22 protein-coding genes are annotated in these 24,162 nt (G+C 61.7%); 11 read left to right on the forward strand and 11 right to left on the reverse strand.

Annotation, left to right across the window (positions count from 1 at the left end):
• The first annotated feature begins 62 nt into the window (after positions 1 to 62).
• The 7 genes from FS777_RS05290 (at position 63) to FS777_RS05320 (ending at position 8,224) form a co-directional block, all read left to right on the forward strand.
• Positions 63 to 1,763 (forward strand): DUF2235 domain-containing protein, encoded by a 1,701-nt coding sequence (locus tag FS777_RS05290; RefSeq protein ID WP_145254223.1) that lies wholly within the window; start codon positions 63 to 65, stop codon positions 1,761 to 1,763.
• Positions 1,760 to 2,524: a TraX family protein gene (locus FS777_RS05295; RefSeq protein WP_058638722.1), complete on the forward strand. Its 765-nt coding sequence runs from the start codon at positions 1,760 to 1,762 to the stop codon at positions 2,522 to 2,524. The genes FS777_RS05290 and FS777_RS05295 overlap by 4 nt, the downstream gene beginning before the upstream one ends.
• A 10-nt stretch (positions 2,525 to 2,534) precedes the next feature.
• Positions 2,535 to 3,074: an IncP plasmid survival protein KfrC family protein gene (locus FS777_RS05300; protein WP_058638721.1), complete on the forward strand. Its 540-nt coding sequence runs from the start codon at positions 2,535 to 2,537 to the stop codon at positions 3,072 to 3,074.
• 46 nt (positions 3,075 to 3,120) lie between these two features.
• The gene (locus tag FS777_RS05305; protein ID WP_145254226.1) at positions 3,121 to 4,959 is read left to right on the forward strand and encodes a type IV secretory system conjugative DNA transfer family protein; all 1,839 of its coding nucleotides are present in this window, start codon (positions 3,121 to 3,123) and stop codon (positions 4,957 to 4,959) included.
• Positions 4,956 to 5,495, forward strand: coding sequence for a conjugative transfer signal peptidase TraF (gene traF, locus FS777_RS05310; protein WP_058603672.1), 540 nt, complete (start codon positions 4,956 to 4,958; stop codon positions 5,493 to 5,495). Before FS777_RS05305 ends, traF begins: the two co-directional genes overlap by 4 nt.
• Before the next feature lie 286 nt (positions 5,496 to 5,781).
• A complete protein-coding gene (locus FS777_RS05315) occupies positions 5,782 to 6,501 on the forward strand; it encodes a carbonic anhydrase (RefSeq protein ID WP_058603673.1) in 720 nt (239 codons plus the stop codon).
• 190 nt (positions 6,502 to 6,691) lie between these two features.
• A complete protein-coding gene (locus FS777_RS05320) occupies positions 6,692 to 8,224 on the forward strand; it encodes a SulP family inorganic anion transporter (RefSeq protein WP_145254229.1) in 1,533 nt (510 codons plus the stop codon).
• A gap of 53 nt (positions 8,225 to 8,277) precedes the next feature.
• Here the strand turns inward: FS777_RS05320 and FS777_RS05325 are convergent, their stop codons facing one another.
• Positions 8,278 to 8,919, reverse strand: coding sequence for a hypothetical protein (locus FS777_RS05325; RefSeq protein ID WP_058638719.1), 642 nt, complete (start codon positions 8,917 to 8,919; stop codon positions 8,278 to 8,280).
• A 355-nt stretch (positions 8,920 to 9,274) separates the two neighbouring features.
• Here FS777_RS05325 and FS777_RS05330 point away from each other — a divergent pair, with 355 nt between their 5' ends.
• Positions 9,275 to 9,907 carry an SCO family protein gene (locus FS777_RS05330; RefSeq protein WP_058638718.1) on the forward strand — a complete coding sequence of 211 codons (633 nt, stop codon included), beginning with the start codon at positions 9,275 to 9,277 and terminating at the stop codon, positions 9,905 to 9,907.
• A 127-nt stretch (positions 9,908 to 10,034) separates the two neighbouring features.
• Here FS777_RS05330 and FS777_RS05335 read toward each other — a convergent pair whose 3' ends face one another.
• From FS777_RS05335 to FS777_RS05345, 3 genes are all read right to left on the reverse strand, one after another.
• Positions 10,035 to 10,805, reverse strand: coding sequence for a MetQ/NlpA family ABC transporter substrate-binding protein (locus FS777_RS05335; RefSeq protein WP_058638717.1), 771 nt, complete (start codon positions 10,803 to 10,805; stop codon positions 10,035 to 10,037).
• Positions 10,806 to 10,869: 64 nt separating this feature from the next.
• The gene (locus FS777_RS05340) at positions 10,870 to 11,541 is read right to left on the reverse strand and encodes a methionine ABC transporter permease (protein ID WP_058603678.1); all 672 of its coding nucleotides are present in this window, start codon (positions 11,539 to 11,541) and stop codon (positions 10,870 to 10,872) included.
• Complete coding sequence (locus FS777_RS05345; RefSeq protein WP_058638716.1) at positions 11,541 to 12,548, reverse strand: methionine ABC transporter ATP-binding protein; 1,008 nt, start codon at positions 12,546 to 12,548, stop codon at positions 11,541 to 11,543. Before FS777_RS05345 ends, FS777_RS05340 begins: the two co-directional genes overlap by 1 nt.
• A gap of 222 nt (positions 12,549 to 12,770) precedes the next feature.
• Between FS777_RS05345 and katE the strand changes: the two genes are divergently transcribed.
• The gene (gene katE / locus FS777_RS05350; RefSeq protein ID WP_058638715.1) at positions 12,771 to 14,906 is read left to right on the forward strand and encodes a catalase HPII; all 2,136 of its coding nucleotides are present in this window, start codon (positions 12,771 to 12,773) and stop codon (positions 14,904 to 14,906) included.
• Positions 14,907 to 14,950: 44 nt separating this feature from the next.
• Here the strand turns inward: katE and FS777_RS05355 are convergent, their stop codons facing one another.
• From FS777_RS05355 to zur, 4 genes are all read right to left on the reverse strand, one after another.
• On the reverse strand, positions 14,951 to 15,658 hold the full coding sequence (locus FS777_RS05355) for a PA5502 family lipoprotein (RefSeq protein ID WP_058638714.1): 708 nt from the start codon (positions 15,656 to 15,658) through the stop codon (positions 14,951 to 14,953).
• 125 nt (positions 15,659 to 15,783) lie between these two features.
• Entirely contained in the window at positions 15,784 to 16,566 is a 783-nt protein-coding gene (gene znuB, locus FS777_RS05360) for a zinc ABC transporter permease subunit ZnuB (RefSeq protein ID WP_145254231.1), read from the reverse strand.
• Positions 16,559 to 17,332, reverse strand: coding sequence for a zinc ABC transporter ATP-binding protein ZnuC (gene znuC, locus FS777_RS05365; RefSeq protein ID WP_145254234.1), 774 nt, complete (start codon positions 17,330 to 17,332; stop codon positions 16,559 to 16,561). The genes znuB and znuC overlap by 8 nt, the downstream gene beginning before the upstream one ends.
• A complete protein-coding gene (zur, locus tag FS777_RS05370) occupies positions 17,329 to 17,814 on the reverse strand; it encodes a zinc uptake transcriptional repressor Zur (protein ID WP_058603684.1) in 486 nt (161 codons plus the stop codon). The genes znuC and zur overlap by 4 nt, the downstream gene beginning before the upstream one ends.
• 18 nt (positions 17,815 to 17,832) lie before the next feature.
• Between zur and FS777_RS05375 the strand changes: the two genes are divergently transcribed.
• Positions 17,833 to 18,786: a zinc ABC transporter substrate-binding protein gene (locus FS777_RS05375; RefSeq protein WP_230379073.1), complete on the forward strand. Its 954-nt coding sequence runs from the start codon at positions 17,833 to 17,835 to the stop codon at positions 18,784 to 18,786.
• A gap of 92 nt (positions 18,787 to 18,878) precedes the next feature.
• On the opposite strand, the gene FS777_RS05380 is transcribed toward FS777_RS05375, so the two are convergent.
• Together FS777_RS05380 and FS777_RS05385 are read right to left on the reverse strand one after the other, a co-directional pair.
• Positions 18,879 to 19,829, reverse strand: coding sequence for a homoserine kinase (locus FS777_RS05380; protein WP_145254237.1), 951 nt, complete (start codon positions 19,827 to 19,829; stop codon positions 18,879 to 18,881).
• A 68-nt stretch (positions 19,830 to 19,897) separates the two neighbouring features.
• Positions 19,898 to 20,185: a DUF2782 domain-containing protein gene (locus FS777_RS05385; protein ID WP_027913237.1), complete on the reverse strand. Its 288-nt coding sequence runs from the start codon at positions 20,183 to 20,185 to the stop codon at positions 19,898 to 19,900.
• A 75-nt stretch (positions 20,186 to 20,260) separates the two neighbouring features.
• On the opposite strand from FS777_RS05385, the gene polA reads away from it, so the two are divergent.
• A complete protein-coding gene (polA, locus tag FS777_RS05390) occupies positions 20,261 to 23,008 on the forward strand; it encodes a DNA polymerase I (RefSeq protein ID WP_058638710.1) in 2,748 nt (915 codons plus the stop codon).
• 299 nt (positions 23,009 to 23,307) lie between these two features.
• On the opposite strand, the gene yihA is transcribed toward polA, so the two are convergent.
• Complete coding sequence (gene yihA, locus FS777_RS05395; protein WP_058638709.1) at positions 23,308 to 23,940, reverse strand: ribosome biogenesis GTP-binding protein YihA/YsxC; 633 nt, start codon at positions 23,938 to 23,940, stop codon at positions 23,308 to 23,310.
• Between the last annotated feature and the right edge of the window lie 222 nt (positions 23,941 to 24,162).

Consider the following 24,162-nt stretch of genomic DNA (forward strand, 5'->3'; position numbering starts at 1 on the left):
CCGGCGTGGTATGCACGCCGGCTCGCGACCACTCAAGCCTTACAACTGCATAGGGACGTGACATGAGCGACGCTCTGCGATTTTCGGTCTTTTTTGATGGCACCGGGAATAACAAAGACCTGGACCAACCTAAAGGCATGCACACGAACGTGGCTCGCCTGTACGACCTGGATAATGCCCAAGGTACCAACTTGGCCAGAAACTCCGGTCACGCGCCCGCTCAGTACGACAGTACCTTGCGTACGGGACAGTCCGAGAAGGTGTACTTCGACGGCGTCGGCAGTCAGGCACAGACGTCCGTTCGCTCGGCACTGGAAGGTGGGACGGGCCTGGGCGGGCAGGAGCGGGTTGAGCAGGCGTACAACGCCATCGTGGCGTTCCATAACAAATACCCGGATCAGAAAGTCGATGTAAACATCGTCGGTTTCAGCCGTGGTGCTGCCCAGTCGCGTGCCTTGGCCAACGAGTTCATCGATCGTGGTGTGCCCAAGCTCGATGACCAAGGCAAAAGCACGGGCGAATACCTGATTCCTCCCGGACAAGCTCACGTTCACAAGTTGGCGATCTTCGATACCGTTGCTTCCTATGGGAACGCCTTGTCCGACGAGCACTTGGGCAAGAACCTGGAAATCAGCAAGAACGTCGACTCCACCACTCATCTGGTGGCCAGTAACGAATACCGCGGTACGTTCCGGTTGACCAGTGCGCTGCGCAATGATGACAACTCCAAGATCGAGGAAGTGAAGTACCCTGGCGCGCATTCGCAGGTTGGGGGTGGGTATAGAAATGATGACCTGGCGGCGGGGCCACTTGCCCACATGTACAACAGCCTTCAGGACGCAGGCTTCGATCTTAAGCCCATGTTGCCAGAGGATCTTCAACGCGTCGGCCGCTACAACGACATCATCAAGGACCCTGCAAAGGTTCAGGAAGCGTTGATCGATTCCCGGCTCACGGCTGGCAACGAGGCGTTCAAGCAAGGTGAGGACGGTTCATACTCCGTGCTGGACAATACGCCGTTCATCGGTGAGCGAGGCACGGTATTGAGTTCCAACCGCCAGACTCGGCCGTTCGATCACGAGACCAATGGTCGAGGCGTGATTTTTGAAAACGACGACTCGCTGAGCAAAACGCGGATCCAGCGTGGCGTGGAGACGGTCGGGACATGGTTCGAGAAAGCGGGCGATCAACTCAAGAACCGGGCTGCGGAATTCGTGGGTAAGCGTCCCGAAGTCAGTCAAACTGTCGACAAGATGGGCGACGACCTCTTCGATAAGCAGCTCAAGCAGTTGAATGCGCAGTCCACGGCGCAGAGCCAAGCCATGAAGGCTGCAATGACGCAGTCCAGGCCCGACCAGGCCTACATCTCTAGCCTGAACCTGCAACCTGTTCCCATACCCGGTCAGAAAAATCGCCCGGGCGAGGAAGACACTCAGGCCCGCCAACGTAGTGAATCCCACAAGGCAATGGAGGAAAAGGCTAAGTCGCTAAACCCTGGGGCCAGCATTCGCGACGCTGGGCAAGAGGGCCGCTCTGCCACCAGTGGCATGGTCGTGGACATGGATGATCACCACATCTTGCAGAAGGTGGGGCGCTCCGATCAGTTCGTGATTCACGACCGTCGTGATGTGGACCCCAATCGTAATTTCCAGATTGGTAAAAGCACGGCCATCGTCAACGAGAAGGGGCTTGGCGAGGTCGCGCGCGACATGACACCCAAACTCTCCCTCGAAACAGGACTGGGCCAGGCGATGCGCAGATGACACTCACCAGCACGCATTGCACCCCCGCCCCTGCCGATCAGGTAGCAGCCCCGGGCATTCGATTCCAGACCGGTGCGCTCGAAGCGTTGAAGTGGCTGGCATTGCTGTTGATGACCGGCGATCACGTGAACAAGTACCTGTTCAACGAGACGCTTCCCTACCTGTTCGAAGCTGGCCGTATCGCGATGCCGCTGTTCGTGATGGTGCTGAGCTACAACCTGGCGCGCCCAACGGCTTGGCCCAATGGCGGCCACCGGCGTACCGCCTGGCGCCTGCTGGGCTTCGGCGTGCTCGCCACGCCGCCGTTCATCGCCTTGGGCGGGCTGTGGTGGTATGGCTACTACCCCTTGAACATCCTCTTCACCCTGCTGGTGATTACGCTCACCCTGGCCGCCTGCGAGCGCGCCTTGGCAGGCCAACGCTGGGCGTGGTTCGTGGCGCTGATGGTATGCGTGCTGGGTGGCGCACTGGTGGAGTTCTGGTGGCCGGCGGTGCTGCTGGGGCTGTGTACAACCTGGTTCGTCCGCCGTCCCAATCCGATAGCCGCATTGGGCGCAGTGCTCTCGTTGGCATCGCTTACCTATATCAATGGCAATGCCTGGGCCATGGCTGCCCTGCCCCTCGTGCTGCTGGCGCGCGGCCTGTCACTGAACGTGCCGCGGTGGCGCTGGCTGTTCTATGCCTATTACCCCCTGCACCTTGCGGCGCTTTGGCTGATCCGTATCCCCATGGCCAAGGCCGGCTACCTGTTCCTGATTTGAGGAGTGCTTGATGAAAATGCCCACCCCCATCAACCCGCCGGCCGATGATGCCGGCCAAGGGATCGAGGCGCAGGTCCAGGCATTGGCAGCCGAGCAGGCTGCACTGCTGCAGGGCAGTTCGGTGCAGGCCCGCTATGATCAGGCCCTTGGCGAACTGGTGGAGCAGAAAGCCGATCAGGCGGGTGCGCTGGAACAGCGGCTGGAGAACATGCTCGATCGCCAGCAAGCGCAATTGCAGCAGAACATGGCTTCACGCCCAGGCATGATCGCCCTGCCCTCCACGCGTGCTGCCTGGGAACAGGCGAACCAGCGCTGCCAGGCACGCCTGCAACAGTTGCAGGCACGCCTGGAGCGGGTGCAGGACCTGCACCATGGCATGGGTCTGTACTCCCCTCGTATCGAGGAAATGGCAGCGCGCCAGTTACGAGCCCAGCAACCTGAGCTGGTCGAGCAATGGAGCCTGCAACGCCAGGCTGAGCGCAGCTTGACCGAAACACAGCGCCGCAGCCTCACCCAAGAGCTGAGCCGTGGCCGGACACCATCGCCATGATTCCAGCCCTTTTTCCCACTCACTTCATCCTTTCCGGAGCCCATCCATGAAGCACAACAACGCCGTTGGGCCGCAAATTCGCGGCGAGAGACGCGGCGGCGCCAGCCGTTGGCAAGCTTTGCTGGCGCTGGCGTTTCTGCTCGCCGGGTTGGCCACTGCCACGCAATATTTCGCCTATCTGTTCAACTATCACGCCGCCCTTGGGCCTAACCTCAACGGGGTCTATGCCCCTTGGATGATCCTGGTGTGGGCCGCTCGCTGGTCGACCGAACAGCAGGACGCGCTGATGACCGCAGGCTCCGTCGGAGTACTGGTCACAGGGGTTGGCCTGATTGCCGTGGTGGTGGTGCGCATGATCACCAACAACAGTGTCCAGGCCAACGCCTTCCTGCACGGTTCGGCGCGCTGGGGTGGGCACAAGGACATCCAGAGCGCGGGTTTGCTGGCCGATGAAGGCGTGTACGTCGGCGCCTGGCTCGATAAGCGCAACAAGCTGCATTACCTGCGTCACAACGGGCCGGAACACATCCTCACCTTTGCCCCCACGCGCAGTGGTAAGGGCGTGGGGCTGGTGATTCCTACCTTGCTGTCGTGGAAGCACAGCGCTGTGATCACGGACCTCAAGGGTGAGCTGTGGGCGTTGACCGCAGGGTGGCGCCAGCAGCATGCGGGCAACCGTGTGCTGCGTTTCGAACCGGCGACCGCCAATGGCTGCGTGGGTTGGAACCCGCTGGAAGAGATTCGCCTGGGCACCGAGTTCGAGGTGGGGGATGTACAGAACCTGGCCACGCTGATCGTCGACCCTGACGGCAAGGGCCTGAACGACCATTGGCAGAAGACTTCGCAGGCCATGCTGGTCGGCTGCATCCTGCACCTGTGCTACCGCGCCCAGGATGAAGGGGGCGTGGCCAGCCTGCCGATGCTCGATGCCATGCTGGCCGATCCGTCCCGGCCCATTGCGGAGCTGTGGGAAGAGATGACCCATTACGGTCACCTGGACGGCGAAAACCACCCGCTGGTGGGCTCTGCCGCGCGTGACATGCTCGATCGGCCGGCCGAGGAAGCCGGCTCGGTGCTCTCTACCGCCAAATCCTACCTGTCGCTGTTCCGCGACCCGATCGTGGCCCGCAACGTGGCGCGCTCGGAGTTCAAGATCCGCGACCTGATGAACCACGATGACCCGGTCAGCCTGTTCATCATCACCCAGCCCAACGACAAGGCGCGCCTGCGCCCGCTGGTGCGAATTCTGGTGAACATGATCGTGCGGCTGCTGGCCGACAAGATGGACTTCGAGGACGGCCGGCCCAAGGTCCACTACAAGCACCGCCTGTTGATGATGCTCGATGAGTTCCCAAGCCTGGGCAAGCTGGACATCATGCAGGAGTCGTTGGCGTTCGTGGCCGGCTACGGCATCAAGTGCTACCTGATCATCCAGGACTTGTCGCAGTTGCAGGAATTCTACGGGCAGAACGAGAGCATCACCTCCAACTGCCATATCCAGAACGCCTACCCGCCTAACCGCGTGGAAACCGCCGAGCATCTGTCCAAGCTGACAGGCCAGACCACCATCGTGAAAGAGCAGATCACCACCAGCGGGCGCCGCTCCAGTGCGTTGCTCGGGCAGGTTTCGCGCACTATTCAGGAGGTCCAGCGCCCCTTGCTCACCACCGACGAAGCCCTGCGCATGCCTGGCCCGCGCAAGGACAGCCAGGGCAACATTCAGGAAGCCGGCGACATGGTGGTGTACTGTGCAGGTTACCCGGCGTTCTACGGCAAGCAGCCGTTGTACTTCCAGGACCCGATCTTCCTGGCCCGCGCCAAGGTGCCTGCGCCGCGCGAGAGCGATCGCACCATCGACCTGCGGGACACTGCGACCCCGGCATGAAACGACCGCTGAGCGTGGCTGCCGCCGTGGCGATCCTGTGTTTCCTGCTGTTGCCCCTGGCGCTGCACTGCGGCGCCAGGATCAACGTGACCAGTAGTTTCCCGCCCGGTATCTATTGGGTAGTCGACAAGACGCCGGCCAAAGGCGACCTGGTGATGTTCTGCCCGCCCGAGCAACCTCTGTTCGATCTGGCCCACAGCCGTGGCTACCTGGGCAGCGGATCATGCCCTGGCGGCTACATGCACATGCTCAAGCGCCTTGTGGCCGTGGCGGACGACGAGGTGGACTTTGCCGAGACGGGCGTGCGGGTCAATGGTCAGTTGCAGGTGCGCAGCCAGCCGCTGGCCAAGGACCCCAGTGGGCGGAGCATGCCACGCCCGCCTCAGGCTCACCTGCGCCTGGCGGACAGCGAGGTGCTTCTGCTCTCCGACTACAGCAGCTTGTCGTTCGACGGTCGCTATTTCGGGGTCTTGCCGCGCAAGCAGGTGAACGAAGTGGTCAGGCCTTGGCTGGTATGGCAGCGCGAGCCACGTTGAGCGCTGGGGGTTTAATCCCCAGCCTCACTAATCCAAGCAAATAATTGCAGTCATGGTACTTGGCAATTGATGCTTTTTTGCTACTATTGAAGCACCCTCCTGATCATCTGGAACGCCCGTTCTAGAGCCTCCGAATTAAGTTTCAGTTAAGTTTTCCCGGCTAGCGTAGGAAATCAGTCCACACCGACTGTGATTTATGCTCAATGCCTGTCATCTAAATCCCAGCATTGCCAGAATCTTTCACCGGTAAAATGGATTTGCCTACTCACCGTCAAGAGGATGAATCATGCCCGTAAAGGACCCATCCAAGGTCGTGCCGCAGGTCCCTGCGGAAAGCGCCGATGCCGCCCTGAAGCACATTGTCGACGGCTTCCTGCGCTTTCATCATGATGTTTTTCCTGAGCAGCAAGAGCTGTTCAAGAAACTCGCCACGGCGCAAACGCCGCGCGCCATGTTCATTACCTGCGCCGACTCGCGCATCGTGCCGGAGCTGATCACGCAGAGCTCGCCGGGCGATCTGTTCGTCACCCGCAACGTCGGTAACGTGGTCCCCCCTTATGGACAGATGAACGGCGGCGTTTCCAGCGCCATCGAGTACGCCGTCATGGCGTTGAAAGTGCATCACATCATCGTCTGCGGCCACTCCGACTGCGGCGCCATGCGCGCCGTGCTCAACCCGCAGTCGCTGGCCAAGATGCCGACCGTCAGCGCATGGCTGCGTCATGCCGAAGTAGCCCGCACCGTGGTAGAGAACAACTGCTCGTGCGAAACCGAGCATGAGAACATGCAGGTGCTGACCAAGGAAAACGTCATCGCCCAGCTGCATCACCTGCGTACGCACCCCTCCGTCGCCTCGCGTCTTGCCGCGGGTGAGCTGTATATCCATGGCTGGGTGTACGACATCGAGACCAGCAAGATCGAAGCCTACGACGCCTTGAGCGACAGCTTCCTGCCGCTGTCGGCAGACCAGCCAGTGCCCTGCGCCACGCCGAGAGGCCGCTACTAAGCGACCCGACCACCGCTGAACCTTGATGGCCGGCTACACCCCGTTGGGGTGTGGCGTGGCCGTCTGCTGCCCTGAATTCCCTGACTGGTGTGCCGGCTGCTGCGCTGGCGGCCTGCTGCTGCGCGCCTGTCGGGGCTAAACGTGCCCACGGCCAGAGGAATGGCCGTGCGATAGAGAAAGGAGTATTACGGTGAACATTACACAGCTGAAAGCGGCCCTGCCGCGTGAGTTGCTGGCCTCGGTAGTGGTCTTTCTGGTGGCCCTGCCCTTGTGCATGGGCATTGCGATCGCCTCCGGCATGCCGCCGGCCAAGGGGCTGATCACCGGTATCATCGGCGGCATTGTCGTCGGTTTTCTCGCCGGCTCCCCGTTGCAGGTCAGCGGACCGGCAGCTGGGCTGGCGGTGCTGGTCTTCGAACTGGTGCGCCAGCACGGCATGGCCATGCTCGGGCCGATTCTGCTTCTGGCAGGCTTGCTGCAGTTGCTGGCCGGGCGCCTGCGCCTGGGCTGCTGGTTCCGAGTAACGGCGCCGGCGGTGGTGTACGGCATGCTGGCGGGTATCGGGGTACTGATCGTGCTGTCGCAAGTCCATGTGATGTTCGACACCGCGCCTCAACCGTCGGGCATGCAGAACCTGCTGGCGTTCCCGGCAACCGTCGCTGGGGCGTTGCCGCTGGAAAGCGCAGGCATGGGTTGGCAGGCCGGTGCATTGGGGTTGGGCACCATGCTCATCATGTGGGGCTGGGAGCGATTGCGGCCACAACGCTTGCGCTTCATTCCGGGAGCGTTGCTGGGCGTGACAGCCCTGACTGCCATCAGCCTGTGGCTGGCGCTGCCGGTGAACCGCGTAGAGGTACCGGCGGACTTGTCCGAGGCCATCGACTGGATTCGCTTCGATGACCTGATGAAACTGACTGACCCTGGCCTGCTGGTGGCGGCCTTTGCACTGGCATTCATCGCCAGCGCCGAAACCTTGTTGTCTGCCGCAGCGGTGGACCGCATGCACAGTGGCCAGCGTTCGGATTTCGACCGGGAACTGTCGGCCCAAGGCATCGGCAACATGCTGTGCGGGATACTGGGCGCGCTACCCATGACCGGCGTGATCGTGCGTAGCTCGGCCAACGTTCAGGCCGGCGCACAAACCCGGGCTTCGGCGATTCTGCATGGCGTGTGGCTGTTGGCGTTCGTGGTCGTGCTCAGCAGCATCCTGCAGCAGATTCCGATTGCGAGCCTGGCCGGTGTGCTGGTGTTTACCGGGATAAAACTGATCGATCTCAAAGCCTTCAGGGGCCTTGGGCGTTATGGCCGGATGCCGATGTTCACCTATGCGGCTACCGCCCTGGCGATCATCTTCACCGACCTGCTCACGGGCGTCTTGTTGGGCTTTGCTCTGACGTTGCTCAAGCTCGCCTTCAAGGCCGCACGCCTCAAGATCAGCCTGGTGGACCTGCCCAAGGCCGGGCACATGGAACTTCGCCTGAGCGGCGCGGCAACCTTTCTCAAGGTGCCGGCGCTGACCAAGGTGCTAGACGGCGTACCCGCCGGCACCACGTTGCATGTGCCGCTGGGCAATCTCAGCTATAGCGACCACGCGTGTCTGGAATTGCTCGAAGACTGGAGCCGCAGCAATGCGGCCAGTGGTTCCAAGCTTCGAGTCGAGCACAAGCGCTTGAAACGACGGGTGGAAGGACGGTTACGCACCACGTCCGGCGTGGGCGCCTGACCTCGGGCTATGGCCCAGGCTGGCCATCGCACGATTGGCCAGCCCGGCCATGCTCAGGCCGGCTGGCCGAGCTCCACGCCCAGCTGACGTGACAGGCAGGGCCAACGCTTCCAGGCCGCGCCGGTTTCGGGGCTGCTCAGTTTTTCACGGTAGGCTTCCACAGATTCTGCGGCGAAGCTCTCGTCGTCGAGCATTTCATCGACCGAGTGGTGCACCACTTCATCGAGCTGATTGGCAAACGCCTCGCCGATCAGCTGGTGAGCGATCAGGTTGGCAACGGTGGTATCGACGGGGATGAGTGGCTGCTGGAAGTGCCGGATATACAGGTCGTTGACCTCCTCCACCAGGCGATGGGCCAGGTAGGCCTCGTCCAGCAGGCAGTCCAGGCCGACATGCCCTTGCATAACGCTAGGCGGCTGCAGGAAGTAGGCCTCGGCAATCTTCAGTACGGGCTTGATCTGCGACTCAATACCGGCTTCACGCGCCACCTCGTGGGCCGCTTCAAGCAGTTCCGGCACTTGATCGATGTAGGCACCCACAAAGCGCGCCAACGTGTCCTGAGCACCCTGCTCCGGCAATTGGATGGAAGGGTGCAGGTGCGGCAGTTGCAGCGCGAGGCGTTTTTTCAGCTGGCCGGTCTGGCCTTCATGTTGGTGGGCTTGATTCACCTGCTCGCGTACAGCAGCGATGTTCATGACAACTCCAAGGACAAATCGTTTCAAACGGAAGACACTAACTTAGCTGGATATTCAATTAAGTTAAGATCCATTTGTTATAAACGGATCCGATGCCTGTCGTATCCAGCATATATGGCGCTTCCTGCGTGACTGTTCCCCTTCAATTACACCGATTTAGAGCCATTGGGCTGTTGATGAAGTTCATTTCATGAAAACCGGGTGCACTGTGCTAATCGTCCCGCACAGCCCATTAAGACCAATGCAAACCGTGGCGCCGCGCCGCATGCGTAGCACGCCGGCATGGCGTACCCTAGCGCCTACCTTGTGCGCTGTTCATTGCAGTTATCGTCGACCTCAACCTGTTATCGAGCCCATGACCCGAACCCAGAAAGCCGTCTTCCTCATCGCTGCCCTGATCGTCGTGATCATGGGCCTGATCCTCAACAATGTGCTCAACGCCAAGCGCCCACCGAGCGCTACCGAGCTCATCGATGCCGGCATCATCCTGCTGCCGCAAAGCCGGACGGTGGCTGACGTGACCATGACCAACCAGAACGGCCAGCCGGTGCAGCTGGATGAGTTGAAAGGCAAGTGGTCGCTGTTGTTCTTTGGCTATACCTACTGCCCAGATATCTGCCCCACCACGTTGGCGCAGCTGCGACAGGTAAAGAGTGAACTGCCCAAGCAGGCGCTGGACCGCTTGCAGGTGGTATTGGTGAGCGTGGACCCCAACCGCGACACGCCGAACCAGCTCAAGCAATACCTGGGTTACTTCGACAAGGACTTCGTGGGGTTGGCCGGTTCCGTGGAAGATACCCAGAAGCTGGCCAATGCGCTTAGCATCCCCTTCATCCCTGCCGACACCAGCAAGCCCGGTTACACCGTGGACCACAGTGGCAACCTGGCAATCGTCGGCCCGGACGGCCGTCAGCGTGGCTTCATTCGTGCGCCGTTCGACAGCAAGAAGTTGGTGGCCCGCCTGCCCGGTCTGGTCCGGGGCGACTGAGCATCTGTCAGGGCCCTGCGCGGGACCTGGCCTCTGGAGCGATAGCACAGGCGCATGACCCCCGTGCTTGCGTCACGCTCCAAATGGCAACCTCACCCTGGGCCGCTTGGCGACCCAGGGTGCAGGCTCAGAACGCGGGTACTACAGCGCCTTTGTATTTCTCGGTGATGAACTGCTTCACCTCGGGCGAATGCAGGGCGGCTGCCAGCTTCTTCATGTCTTCACTGTCCTTGTTGTCCGGACGCGCGACGAGGATATTCACGTAAGGCGAATCGCTGCCCTCAATGGCCAGCGCATCCTTTTCCGGGTTCAACTTGGCTTCCAGCGCATAGTTGGTGTTGATCAGGGCGGCATCGACCTGGGTCAGCACGCGCGGGATGGTGGCCGCTTCTAGTTCGCGGAACTTGATGTTCTTCGGGTTCTCGGCAACGTCTTTCACGGTGGAGAGGATGTTGCTGTTGTCCTTGAGCTTGATGACGCCGGCCTTGTCCAGCAGCAGCAGGGCACGGCCACCGTTGGTGGCATCGTTGGGGATGACCACGGTAGCGCCGGATGGGAGTTCGTCGAGCTTCTTGATCTTTGTGGAATAAACGCCCAGCGGTTCGATGTGCACGCCAGTCACGTTCACCAGATCGGTACCCTTGGCCTTGTTGAACTCATCGAGGTAAGGCTGGTGCTGGAAGAAGTTGGCGTCGAGGCGCTTTTCCGCCACCTGCACGTTTGGCTGGATGTAGTCGGTGAATTCCTTCACCTTCAGCTCTACCCCTTCCTTGGCCAGCAGCGGCTTGACCACGTTGAGGATCTCGGCGTGGGGTACCGGCGTAGCAGCGACGGTCAGGGTATCGGCCTGGGCCGAGAAGGCCGCGATGGCGGCAGCGACAGCAAGCAGCTTCTTCATTGATCACTCCTTGTGAGGGCCGCGACGGCCCCCGAACGGGTCGGCCGAGCCGACCCCATTGGGGTTACTTACGGGAAAAATGCACAACCAGCCGGTCGCCGACACTTTGCAGGACCTGCACCAGCACCAGCAACAGCACCACGGTCACGACCATGACGTCAGTCTGGAAACGCTGGTAGCCGAAACGAATCGCCAGGTCCCCCAGACCACCCGCACCCACGACACCGGCCATCGCGGTATAGGAAACCAGCGTGATGGCCGTGACGGTGATCGCGGCGAAGATCCCTGGCCGGGCCTCGGGCAACAGGGCGCTGGTGATGATCTGGCGCGTGGTGGCACCCATGGACTGTGTGGCTTCGATGATGCCGCGATCCACTTCGCGCAGAGCGGTTTCGACCAGGCGGGCGAAGAATGGCGTGGCACCCACTACCAAGGGCGGAATCGCACCCGCCACGCCCAGCGACGTGCCGGTGATCAGCACGGTGATGGGGATCATCACGATCAACAGGATGATGAACGGCAGCGAACGCAGCACGTTGACCACTAGCGACAGCAAGGCGTACACGCCCTTTTGTTCGAACATCTGGCGCGGACCGCACAGAAACAGCAGCACGCCCAGCGGTAGGCCCAGCAGCACGGTGAAGAACAGCGAGCCGAACAGCATGATCAGGGTATCGACGGTTGCCAGCCAGATTTCGGCCCAGTCGACGTTGGCAAAGAAACTCAAGGCGTCCATCAACGCAGTACCTCCATATGAACATCCGCGGCCTTGAAGCGGGCAAAGGCCGCTTGCATGTCGCCGCCAATCAGGGCGAGCGTGAGCTGACCGTAGGGGACGTCCTTGATGCGATCGATACGCCCGGCAAGGATGCTGTAGTCCACGCCGGTCTCACGGGCAACGGTACCCAGCAGCGGCGCGTAGGTGGCTTCGCCCTGGAAGGTCAGGCGTACGATGCGGCCTGGCACATGGGCGAAGTCGTCGCGCTGTTCGCCTTCATCGACGTGCTCGTCTTCCTGCACGAAGCGCTTGGTGGTGGGGTGCTGCGGGTGCAGGAACACATCCGCCACCGAGCCTTGCTCGACGATCTGACCGGCGTCCATCACTGCTACCCGGTCGCAGACGCGGCGGATCACGTCCATTTCGTGGGTAATCAGCACGATGGTGAGTTTCAGCTCCCGGTTGATCTCGGCCAGTAGCTGCAGTACCGAGGCGGTGGTCTGCGGGTCCAGGGCGCTGGTCGCCTCATCACACAACAGGATCTTCGGGTTGGTCGACAAGGCACGGGCAATGCCGACGCGCTGCTTCTGACCGCCCGACAACTGTGCAGGGTACTTGCGAGCATGGTCCGACAGACCGACCCGGGCCAGAAGCTCGACCACGCGTTTGTCAATCTCGGCGCGCGACAATTGGCCAGCAAGGGTGAGCGGCAGAGCGACGTTGTCTGCAACGGTCTTGGAAGCCAGCAGGTTGAAATGCTGGAAAATCATGCCGACCTGTTGGCGAAAGCCGCGCAATTGGGTGGCATTGAATGCGGTCACTTCTTCACCGTCGACAATGATCTTGCCGCCGGAAGGCTCTTCCAGGCGATTGATCAGGCGCAGCATGGTGCTCTTGCCGGCCCCGGAATGGCCGATCAGGCCGAACACCTGGCCATCCTCGATCGTCAGGGTCGTGGGATTCAGTGCGGGAATTTCTCTACCGGCAACGCGGTAAGTCTTGTGTACCTGTTGGAACTCGATCACGTAGCGAACCTTGTGGGGCGCATGGAAATTGATTCAGCGGTGGGCTGGGGGCCGCATTTTAGCCTTTTATAACCGCTGTTCTTAGCATTTATTTTGCCTCTGACCAATCTGAACGCTATATGGCGACAGCTGGTCATCCCGATGGAACGCTCGCGCCTCTGCCCGAGTCACTAGCTGGACAAGCCCGATCGGGCGCCTGAAGACTGATGAGGAAAGCCAACCATGCCCAGCAAGAACAAGGATGCGCCGAAGCACAGCGAGGCCGCAGGTACCCAGACCCCGGATCGGGCCAATACCAATGCCAAGCTGCAGAGCCTGGAAGCAGACCGCAGCGATGCCACCGGGCAGGCGCTGCGCACCAACCAGGGTGTGCGCATCTCGGACAACCAGAACACCTTGAAGGCCGGCGACCGCGGCCCCTCGCTGCTTGAAGACTTCATCATGCGCGAGAAGATCACCCATTTTGACCATGAGCGCATCCCGGAGCGTATCGTCCACGCACGAGGCACCGGTGCCCACGGTTATTTCCAGAGCTATGGCTGCCACGCCGAACTGACCAAGGCCGGCTTCCTGCAAGACCCGGAAAAGATCACCCCGGTATTCGTACGCTTCTCCACCGTACAGGGGCCGCGCGGCTCTGGTGACACGGTACGTGACGTGCGCGGCTTTGCCGTGAAGTTCTACACCGATGAAGGCAACTTCGACCTGGTCGGCAACAACATGCCGGTGTTCTTCATCCAAGACGCGATCAAGTTCCCGGACTTCGTACACGCCGTCAAGCCCGAGCCGCACAATGAGATCCCTACCGGCGGTTCGGCTCACGACACCTTCTGGGACTTCGTCTCGCTGGTGCCTGAATCGGCGCACATGGTCGTCTGGGCCATGTCCGACCGTGCCATTCCGCGCAGCCTGCGCATGATGGAAGGCTTCGGCGTGCACACCTTCCGCCTGGTCAACGCCGAAGGCGTGGCCCACTTCGTCAAGTTCCACTGGAAGCCCAGCGAGGGCGTGCACTCCGTACTGTGGGACGAGGCGCAAAAGCTGGCGGGCAAGGACACCGACTATCACCGCCGTGACCTATGGGAAGCCATCGAAACCGGCGATTACCCGGAATGGGAACTGGGCGTGCAGATCGTGCCTGAGGCCGACGAGCACAAGTTCGACTTCGACCTGCTGGACCCGACCAAGATCATCCCCGAAGAGCTGGTACCGGTCACGCCACTGGGCAAGATGGTGCTCAACCGCAACCCGGACAACTTCTTCTCCGAGGTCGAGCAGATTGCATTCTGCCCAGGCCACATCGTGCCGGGCATCGACTTTACCAATGACCCGTTGCTGCAAGGTCGCCTGTTCTCCTACACCGATACCCAGATCAGCCGCCTGGGTGGCCCGAACTTCCACCAGATCCCGATCAATCGCCCGGTCGCGCCGAACCACAACAACCAGCGCGACGCGATGCACCAGCATATCGTGCACAAGGGCCGCGCCGCCTACGAGCCCAATTCCATCGATGGTGGCTGGCCGAAGGAAACCCCGCCCGGCCCCCGCGATGGTGGTTTCGAGACCTATCAGGAACGCGTCGATGCGCACAAGATTCGCCAGCGCAGCGATTCGTTCGGTGACCACTTCTCCCAGGCGCGCCTGTTCTTCCAGAGCATGAGCCCGACCGAACAGCAGCACATCATCAAGGCCTACAGCTTCGAATTGGGCAAGGTCGAGCGTGAGCACATCCGCGCCCGCCAGGTGAATGAAATTCTCGCCAACATCGACCTGAAGCTGGCAGCCGCCGTGGCCGAAAACCTAGGCCTGCCAGCCCCTAAAGCCGGTACCGTCAAGGTCAAGGGCAGCCAGCTGGCCAAATCGCCAGCCTTAAGCCAGATGAACCACCCGGGCAAGGTTGGGATCAAGGGTCGCAAGATCGCTGTACTGATCGCCAACGGCGTAGATGCTGCCAGTGTCGACAAGATGGTCAAGGCTCTGGAAGCGCAGAGTGCTCGCCCCATGCTGCTGGGCCCGACCTCCGCGCCTGTGAAGGCCGCCGACGGTACGCAACTGCCGGTGGATGCATCGATGGAAGGTATGCCGTCGATCATGTTCGATGGCATCGTCGTACCCGCTGGCAAGGCATCCACCGATGCCATGGCGGCCAGTGGCCTGGCCAAGCACTTCCTGCTTGAGGGCTACAAGCACCTCAAGGCGATGGTGCTGACTCAGGAACTGCTGGCAACGTTGGGTCTGAAGGAAGACAAAGGTCTGCTGACCGGCGACGACCAGAAGGCCATGGACGCGTTCGTCAAGGCAGTGGAAGGGCATCGCGTGTGGGAGCGTGAAGCGGCTGCCGAAGCGGTTCCTGCTTAAATCCCGGTGTATCAGGGGCTGCCTCGCAGCCCCTGTTCACTGGCTTAGCGCTGGTGGGGAACCAGCACCACCTGAGCAGGCAGCGCGCGCTGGATATCGTGCTTCTGTTTCAGCTCGAAGGTGCTGTCGATCTTGCGAACACGCTTGGCCAATAATGTCTTCAGCCACGGCGCATCCGCGCTGCGTGGCACCTGGAACACCACATCGCAACCATAGTTGACCACGTCGGCGGCAATGTCATCGAGTTGCTGGCGCATGGCTTGGATGTTGGTGGTTTCCAACGCAATGACCGTGCTGGGCGCACTGGGGTCGATCACCCGAGCCCTGGGCTTGGCTTCGGCAGCCTTGAGTGCGGCTTCGGCCTTGGCCAGCTCGGCCTTGCGCGCTTGTGAAACGGCATCACCGCCAGTAACCGCCGGAGCCTGTGGCATGAGTGCGCGCGCGCGCGCCAAGGCTGTGACCGCCGCGTTCACGTCACCCTTCTGCAGCATGATCTGACTGCGTTGCAGGTAAGCTTCGGCCAGCTCGCGCTGGTATTGTTCGATGCGGCCGTCGCCAGGCGACTGCGCTTGCAGGGAGACCAGTTGGTCTTCTGCGGTGGCCAGCTCGTTGCTGGCGATATTTTGTTGCAATTGCTGCCATGCATCAGGCTGGGCAGGCGTGTTGGCCTGTTCGACCGGTGCTTGGGAGCACGCGGCGAGGAACAGGGAAAATACGCCAACAAGCAGACAACGGGAGGCAAACGGCTTCATTCCTGCGGCTCTCTATTTGCGCAAAAAGCGAGCAAGTCTACACCCAGGTGCGCACGCTCGAAAACTGGTCTTACAGACCCTTAACTGCGCCGAAGGTTGCAAGGCAGGCCTTGTAAGCCTTTCGCTCACCGTTTGGGCAGGGCCAGACTCAGCAAGAATAGCACCGCAGCGCACACCACAATGGATGGGCCGGCAGGGGTGTCCTTGAACCATGACAAAGCCAGCCCGCCGCAGACCGCGACTACGCCTATGACGCTGGCGCCTACAGCCATCTGCTCCGGAGAGCGCGCATGCCGTTGCACAGCTGCCGCCGGAATGATCAATAAAGAAGTGATCAGCAAGACGCCGACGATCTTCATGGCCACCGCAATGACCACGGCAATGAGCAGCATCAGCGCCATGCGCAAGGTTGAAACCGGTAGCCCTTCGACCGTTGCCAGTTCTTCGTGGACGGTGACGGCGAGCAAAGGGCGCCACAAGACGGCGATCAGTACGAGTACCAGGGCGCTACCGCCCAAGATCCAGGCAAGATCGGTCGGGCTGATGGCCAGCAGATCCCCGAACAGGTAAGCCATCAGGTCGATGCGCACGTCGTGCATGAAGCTCAGCACCACCAGACCCAGGGACAAGGTACTGGGCGCCAGGATGCCCAGTAGCGTGTCGGATGCCAGAGGCTGGCGTTGCTGCAAGGTCACCAGCAGAATCGCCAGCAACAGGCAGCCCACGGTGACGGCCAACGTGGGGCTGACATCCAGCACGAAGCCCAGGGCCACGCCCAGCAAGGCGGCATGGGACAGGGTGTCGCCAAAATAGGCCATGCGCCGCCAGACGACGAACGAGCCAAGAGGGCCAGCTACCAGCGCGAGGGACAGACCAGCGAGCAGGGCGTAGAGAAGAAAATCAGCCATGCTTGCAGTGCGCTCCGTGGACATGGGGGGATGGGGCGACCACCGAACCGTGCAGGTCGTGGCTGTGGTCATGATGATGGTGATAAATGGCCAGGCTCGGTGCGGTCTGGCCGAACAGTTCGACGAATGCCGGGTCACCGCTGACCTGCTCGGGATGACCGCAGCAGCACACATGGCGGTTCAGGCACACCACTTGGTCGGTCGCACTCATGACCAGATGCAGGTCGTGGGAAACCATCAACACGCCGCAACCCAGGCGGTCACGCAGTCGGGTGATGAGGTTGTAAAGCTCGGTCTGCCCTACCACGTCAACGCCTTGGACCGGCTCGTCCAGCACCAGCAACTGCGGCTCTCGCAGCAGTGCACGGGCCAGCAGCACGCGTTGCATTTCACCCCCGGACACAGTCTGGATCGGGCTGTCGATCACGTGCTCGGCGCCGACCTGCTGAAGCGCTGACAGGGCCGCCACGCGATCCACGCCGGGCACCAGTCGCAGAAAGCGCAGCACCGACAATGGCAGCGTGGCGTCGACCTGGATTTTTTGCGGCATGTAGCCAATGCGCAGCCGGGGTTTGCGCCATACCGAGCCGCGGTGTGGCTTTAGCAGCCCCAGCACGGCGCGGACCAATGTGGTCTTGCCCGCCCCATTGGGCCCGATCAGGGTGACGATCTGGCCCGGCGCGACTGCCAGGTCAATGCTGTCGAGCACGGCCTCGCCGCCATAGGTGACGCCGACCTGCTCCAGCCGGATCAGCGCGTCGCTCATGCCGCGTCCTTGCAGTTGCTGCACACGCCCACGACTTCGACGGTCTGGTTCTCGACCGTAAAACCCACGTGCCTGGCGCTGCCGACGATGGCATCGCTGATACTCGCCTGCTCCAGTTCAATGGCGATATGGCACAGCCGGCAAATCAGAAACTGCCCCTGGTGCGAATGCTCGGGATGGCTACAACCGATGAAGGCGTTCAGCGAGGCGATGCGGTGCACGAGGCCGTTTTCCAGGAGGAAGTCCAGCGCGCGGTACACCGTGGGCGGCGCCGCGCGACGACCATCCTGTTCGCTGAGCACCGCCAGGATGTCGTAGGCGCCCAGCGGTTTGTGGCTCTGCCACACCAGTTCCAGTACCCGGCGACGCAGCGCCGTCAGGCGCAGACCCTGACGGGCGCACAAGGCGTCGGCTTCGGCCAGGGCGCTGTGCACGCAATGGGAATGGTCATGGGGACGGTTGGCCAGCGGCGTAATGGACATGGGCAGCGACGATTCTGGATGGAGACGTTATTATGTTACCTGTTTCTGACGATTCGAGTACCTACCGTGGCCCGATTCCTTACCCTGTTTGTCGCTTTCATCGCATTTTCCGCCCACGCCGACGTGCGTGTGCTGACCAGCATCAAGCCACTGCAACAGATCGCCGCTGCTGTGCAGGACGGTGTCGGCAGCCCTGAAGTGCTGTTGCCGCCAGGCGCCTCGCCTCATCATTACGCATTGCGTCCCTCGGACGTGCGCAGGGTCGCGGATGCGGATTTGCTGTACTGGATCGGCCCGGACATGGAAGGCTTCCTGCCAAGGGTGCTGGGTAACCGCAGCAAGCCGACCGTCGCGGTACAGTCGCTGCCGGGCATGAAGCTGCGTCACTTCGGTGAAGACAGCCATTCCCATGACGAAGACCATGACGACCATGACCATGACCACCGCCCGGGCAGCCTCGATGCGCACTTGTGGTTGTCTTCGGTGAACGCCCGGGTGATCGCTGGAAAGATGGCCGCCGATCTCGCCAGCGCGGACCCTGCCAATGCCGACCGCTACAAGCGTAACCTGGCGGCGTTCACCCAACGCCTGGACGCGCTCGACGCCCGTATCAAGGCACGGGTAGCAGGCGTGGCCGGCAAGCCGTACTTCGTGTTCCACGAGGCCTTCGATTATTTCGAAGCTGAATATGGCCTCAAGCACACTGGCGTGTTCAGTGTGGCCTCCGAAGTGCAGCCCGGCGCTCAACACGTGGCCGCCATGCGCAAGCGGCTGCAGGAAGTGGGCAAGACGTGTGTCTTCAGCGAGCCGCCCTTGCGCCCTCGGCTGGCCGAAACCCTGACAGCCGGTTTGCCGGTGCGCCTGGCCGAGCTCGATGCGCTTGGCGGCACCGATCCGGTAAATGCGCAAGGCTACGAGCGCTTGCTCGACAAGCTAGGAAGCGACCTGGCGAGCTGCCTGGAGCAGTTGTAATGGTATGAGGTGGCGGCATGCCTGGGTTGAGCGCCGCCTGGGCAGCGCCTGATTCCCATGGGCAGACGCAGGGCCTGCCGACAGGGTTCGGGTCAGAGGGCGAACGGCAGCTTCACGGCCACCTGCTGGCGCTGCGCCAGGCGCACTTCGAATTCGCTTGGGTCGTGGATCATCACGTCCATGCCGGCGAAGGACTCTGCCGCGATCAGGCGAGACAGCCAGAACCGCACGCAGGCAACGCGCAACATCTGCGGCCAGAGTTCAGCTTCGGCTGCCGTGAATGGCCGCAATGCGGCGTAGGCGGCAAGCAAAGCCTGGGCGCGGGGTACATCGATGCCGGCCTGTGCATCCAGGCACCAGTCGTTCAGGGTAATGGCTATGTCGTACAGCATCGGCCCCGAGCAGGCATTGTAGAAGTCGATGACCCCAGACAAGTGGGTGCCTTCGAACATCACGTTGTCGCGGAACAGGTCGGCATGCAGGTTGGCCCGGGGCAATGCCAGGATCTGCGCCTGGTAGGCGGCGATTTCATCCAGCGCCGGTTGCAGCAGGCTGGCTTGGTCGGCGTTCAGGCGCGGCAGCAGTTCGGCCCCGGCGGCCAGCATCCACTCAAGGCCTCGGTCCGTGCGGCGCTCGATGATGTGTTCGTGGGTGGCCAGGTGAATGTGTGCCAGCAGTTCACCGACCTGGGCACAATGCTGGGCATTGGGCGCCTTGATATGTTTGCCCGAGAGCCTGGGTTGCAGCAGCGCCGGCTTGCCGCACAGTTCGCGCAGGCCATGGCCGTTACGGTCACGAATGGCGTAGGGCACTGGCATCCGGGCCGTGTGCAGGGTATCGAGCAACTCGATGAAGAACGGCATGTCCTCGCTGGGCCCACGCTCGATCAGCGTCAGCACGAACTCCCCCTGTTCGAGGCTGACGAAGAAATTGCTGTTCTCGGTGCCGGCGGCGATACCCTGGAAATCGAGCAGACGACCCAGCTCGTAAGGTGCCAGAAAGGTTTCCAGCTCAGGCCGGGTCACGGGGGTGAAGACTGACATGATGAAAGATTGCCCATGCAGGCACTTCTGGCCGAAGTGCCGGGTTGATGTGAACGGTGCGCGTCAGATTACCACTCGAAGATCTTCCAGGACGGAATCAGCATGTCCGGCTGGTCGGAACGAATGAAATTGCCATCGGAGCCATCGGCGCGTACCAGAAAGTAAGGCTTGCCATGTTTGGGCGTGATCTTGATCGCATACAGGAAGCCGTTTTGGCGATATTCCTGGATGGTCTTGTCGCCTTCCGTGCGAATGGTCACCTCGGGATCGGCCGAGGGCGCGTCATCCGCCGCCAAGGTGACGACGGGCAGACCTGCCATTAGGCAGAGCAGTAACAGGCGATTGAGTGTACGCATGATAACCTAGTCCCTTTGTCGTCAATGATTCTGGCTATTCTAGCGCCGGACCCGTCGAAAAGGTTGATTCTGCTCATGAGCCAAGCGCCCCTCGTCCTCGTGGACGGTTCCTCCTACCTTTATCGCGCCTTCCATGCCCTGCCCCCGCTGACCACGTCCAAGGGTATGCCGACCGGTGCGGTGAAGGGTGTGCTCAACATGCTCAAGAGCCTGCGCAGGCAGTACCCGGACAGCTTGTTCGCCGTGGTGTTCGACGCCAAGGGCGGCACGTTCCGCGACACCCTGTTCGCCGACTACAAGGCCAACCGCCCCAGCATGCCGGACGATCTGCGGGTGCAGATCGAGCCGCTGCATGCCAGCGTCAAGGCCATGGGCTACCCACTGTTGTGCGTCGAAGGCGTCGAGGCTGACGATGTCATCGGTACCTTGGCCCGTAGCAGCGCGGCGCTGAACCGCCCGGTCATCATTTCTACCGGCGACAAGGACATGGCGCAGCTGGTCGACGGGCACATTACCCTGGTCAATACCATGACCGGTAGCGTGCTGGACGTGGCTGGCGTGCACGAGAAATTTGGGGTCGGCCCCGAGCACATCATCGACTTCCTGGCGCTGATGGGCGACAAGGTCGATAACATCCCAGGTGTGCCAGGCGTGGGCGAAAAGACTGCCGTCGGGCTGTTGACCGGGATCGGCGGGGGGCTCAGCGACCTGTACGCGAACCTGGACAAGGTGCCTGCGCTGCCTATCCGTGGCGCCAAGAGCCTGCCCGCCAAGCTTGAAGAGCACCGGGATGCGGCTTTCATGTCCTACGAGCTGGCTACCATCAAGATCGACGTGCCGCTGGACATCGAAGTCGATGCACTGGTGTGCGGCGAACCGGACCGCGAGGCGCTGCTGGCGCTGTACACCGAAATGGAGTTCAAGAGCTGGATTGCCGACCTGCAGCGCGATGCGGCTCGGGAGGGGGACCAACTGCCCCCGGTGGAGGCCCCGGCGGCCATGGTCGAAGCCCGCTATGAAACCATCCTTGATCAAGAACGCTTCGACGCCTGGCTCGAGAAGCTGCGCCAGGCACCGCTGTTCGCGTTCGATACCGAAACCACCGGCCTTGATGCCCAGCGCGCCCAGCTGGTAGGGATTTCCTTTGCCGTCGAGCCCCATGAAGCGGCCTACGTCCCTTTGATGCACGACTACGAAGGCGCCCCTGTCCAGTTGGATCGTGAGGCCGTCCTGCTTGCGCTCAAGCCCCTGCTGGAGGATCCGGCAAAAGCCAAGGTGGGCCAGAACGCCAAGTACGACATCAACATCCTTGCCAACGGTTCGCCCGCGATCCAGGTGCGGGGTGTGGCCTATGACACCATGCTCGAATCGTACGTGTTCAACTCGACGGGCACGCGGCACGACATGGACAGCCTGGCGCAAAAGTACCTTGGGCACACCACCATCGCTTTCGAGGACATTGCGGGCAAAGGTGCCAAGCAGCTGACCTTCAATAAGATTCATCTGGACAAGGCTGGCCCCTATGCGGCCGAAGATGCCGACATCACCCTGCGCCTGCACCAGGCGTTGCAGGCGCACATGGCCAAGACGCCCAGTGTGCAGCCGGTGCTCATGGACATCGAAATGCCGCTGGTGCCGGTGCTGGCCAAGATCGAGCGCCAGGGCGCGTTGGTCGATGCGGCGCTGTTGCACGTCCAGAGCGGCGAGCTGGGTGTGAAGATGGCCGAGCTGGAGCAGCGGGCCTTCGAACTGGCGGGGGAGGAATTCAACCTGGGTTCGCCCAAGCAGCTGGGCGCGATCCTGTACGACAAGCTGGGCATGCCGGTGATCAGCAAGACGGCCAAGGGCCAGCCATCGACGGCAGAAGCCGTGCTGGACGAGCTGGCCGAGCAAGGGTATCCACTGCCTGAAGTGCTGATGCAGTACCGCAGCCTGAGCAAGCTCAAGAGCACCTACACCGACAAGCTGCCAGGGCAGATCAACCCGCGCACGGGTCGCATCCACACGTCGTACCAGCAGGCAGTGGCGGCCACTGGCCGTCTTTCGTCCAGTGACCCGAACCTGCAGAACATTCCGATCCGTACGGCCGAAGGCCGGCGAATCCGCCAGGCCTTCATCGCAAGCCCTGGCTACAAGCTGCTGGCCGCCGACTACTCCCAGATCGAGCTGCGCATCATGGCGCACCTGGCCAAGGACGAAGGCTTGCTGCACGCCTTCCAAAACGATCTGGACGTGCACCGTGCGACGGCAGCGGAAGTATTCGGCGTCGCGCTCGAACAGGTTACCCATGACCAGCGGCGCAGCGCCAAGGCGATCAACTTCGGGCTTATCTACGGCATGAGCGCTTTTGGCCTGGCCAAGCAGATCGGGGTGGACCGCAAGCAGTCCCAGGACTACATCGATCGTTACTTCACCCGCTATCCAGGGGTGCTGGCCTACATGGAGCGTACCCGTGCCCAGGCCGCAGAGCAGGGGTTCGTGGAAACCTTGTTCGGTCGCAGGCTCTATCTGCCTGATATCAACGCCAAGAACCCAGCCTTGCGCCGGGGAGCCGAGCGCACGGCGATCAACGCGCCGATGCAAGGCACGGCCGCCGATATCATCAAGCGCGCCATGGTCAACGTGGACAACTGGCTGACCGAAAGCGCACTGGATGCGCGGGTGATCCTGCAGGTGCACGACGAACTTGTGCTCGAGGTGCGCGAAGACCTCGTGGACCTGGTGAAAGATGAAATTCGAAAGCATATGAGCCAGGCGGCGCAGCTGGATGTGCCGCTGCTGGTCGAGGCCGGTGTAGGCGCGAACTGGGACGAAGCCCACTGATTGCACGGGGCAAAGGGGCGTTGTGTGGCGATTTTTCGTTACAGGCGCCCCGGCCTGTGTCCAGCTGTTTCATGAAACTGCGGCAAATAGTTCCAGGCCCCAGGAACTAAAGCAGTGAACTGCAACTCAGAGTACCTGAATGGCTGGTGAAGCCGTTCGATGCTCCTATGTTGTGTTAAGTGTTGGCAGATATCCGGACCCCGCCCTAGCGGTCCGGGCTTGGACCCCGAACTTCCCCCTCCCCATACGAAGTCCGGGGTTTTTTTTGCCTGAAATTTGCCTGATGCGGGCCTTCGCCCTCAGGCGGCAGGCTTGTCTTCGAGCTCCATCCAGTCGGCCAGCACGCGGTAGGCGTCTTCAAGGCCCAGGCGCTTGGGGGCCGAGAACAGTTGGATGGTCACGCCTTCGCCCCAGCCTTTCCTGATCTCCGATTGCACCTTGAGCAAGGTGTTCTTGGCGGCGCCGTGGGTGAGCTTGTCGGCCTTGGTCAGCAGGATGTGCATGGGCATGCCGCTGGCCTTGGCCCAATCGAGCATCATTTTGTCGAAGTCCGTCATCGGGTGGCGGACATCCATCATCAAGATCACGCCACGCAGGCATTCGCGGCTACCCAGGTAAGCTTCCAGGTGGCGCTGCCAGTGCTGCTTGAGGGGGATGGGCACCTTGGCGTAGCCGTAGCCTGGCAGGTCGACCAGGCGGCGTTCGTCATCCAGGCTGAAGAAGTTCAGCAACTGGGTACGGCCGGGTGTTTTCGAGGTACGGGCCAGGCTGGCATGGGTCAGCGTGTTCAGTGCGCTGGATTTGCCGGCGTTGGAGCGGCCGGCGAAGGCCACCTCGTAACCCTGGTCGTCCGGGCATTGTTCGACCTTGGCAGCGCTGAGGGCGAATTTGGCTTTCTGGCACAGGCCGAGGATGGGGTTCTTGACTTGCATGGGATATCCGATGTGGTGATGCCAGCCCCCTGTCGAGCGGAGCCTGGCAAGCGGTGTCGTTTCCGTTTGGGTGGCGGAAGTATATAATGCCCCAGTTTTTGTGTGCTCATTCTCCCGGCTTTGGGGGACGAGCATGGGGTGTCGAACATGAGCTTGCGCATTAGAACGCAGCGCGGCCCCCAACCCTGAACGTCATGGCGCAATACGCAATGGCCGCTTGCT

Source organism: Pseudomonas sp. DE0157, from assembly GCF_007678615.1.
GTDB classification, from domain to species: Bacteria; Pseudomonadota; Gammaproteobacteria; order Pseudomonadales; family Pseudomonadaceae; genus Aquipseudomonas; species Aquipseudomonas parafulva_B.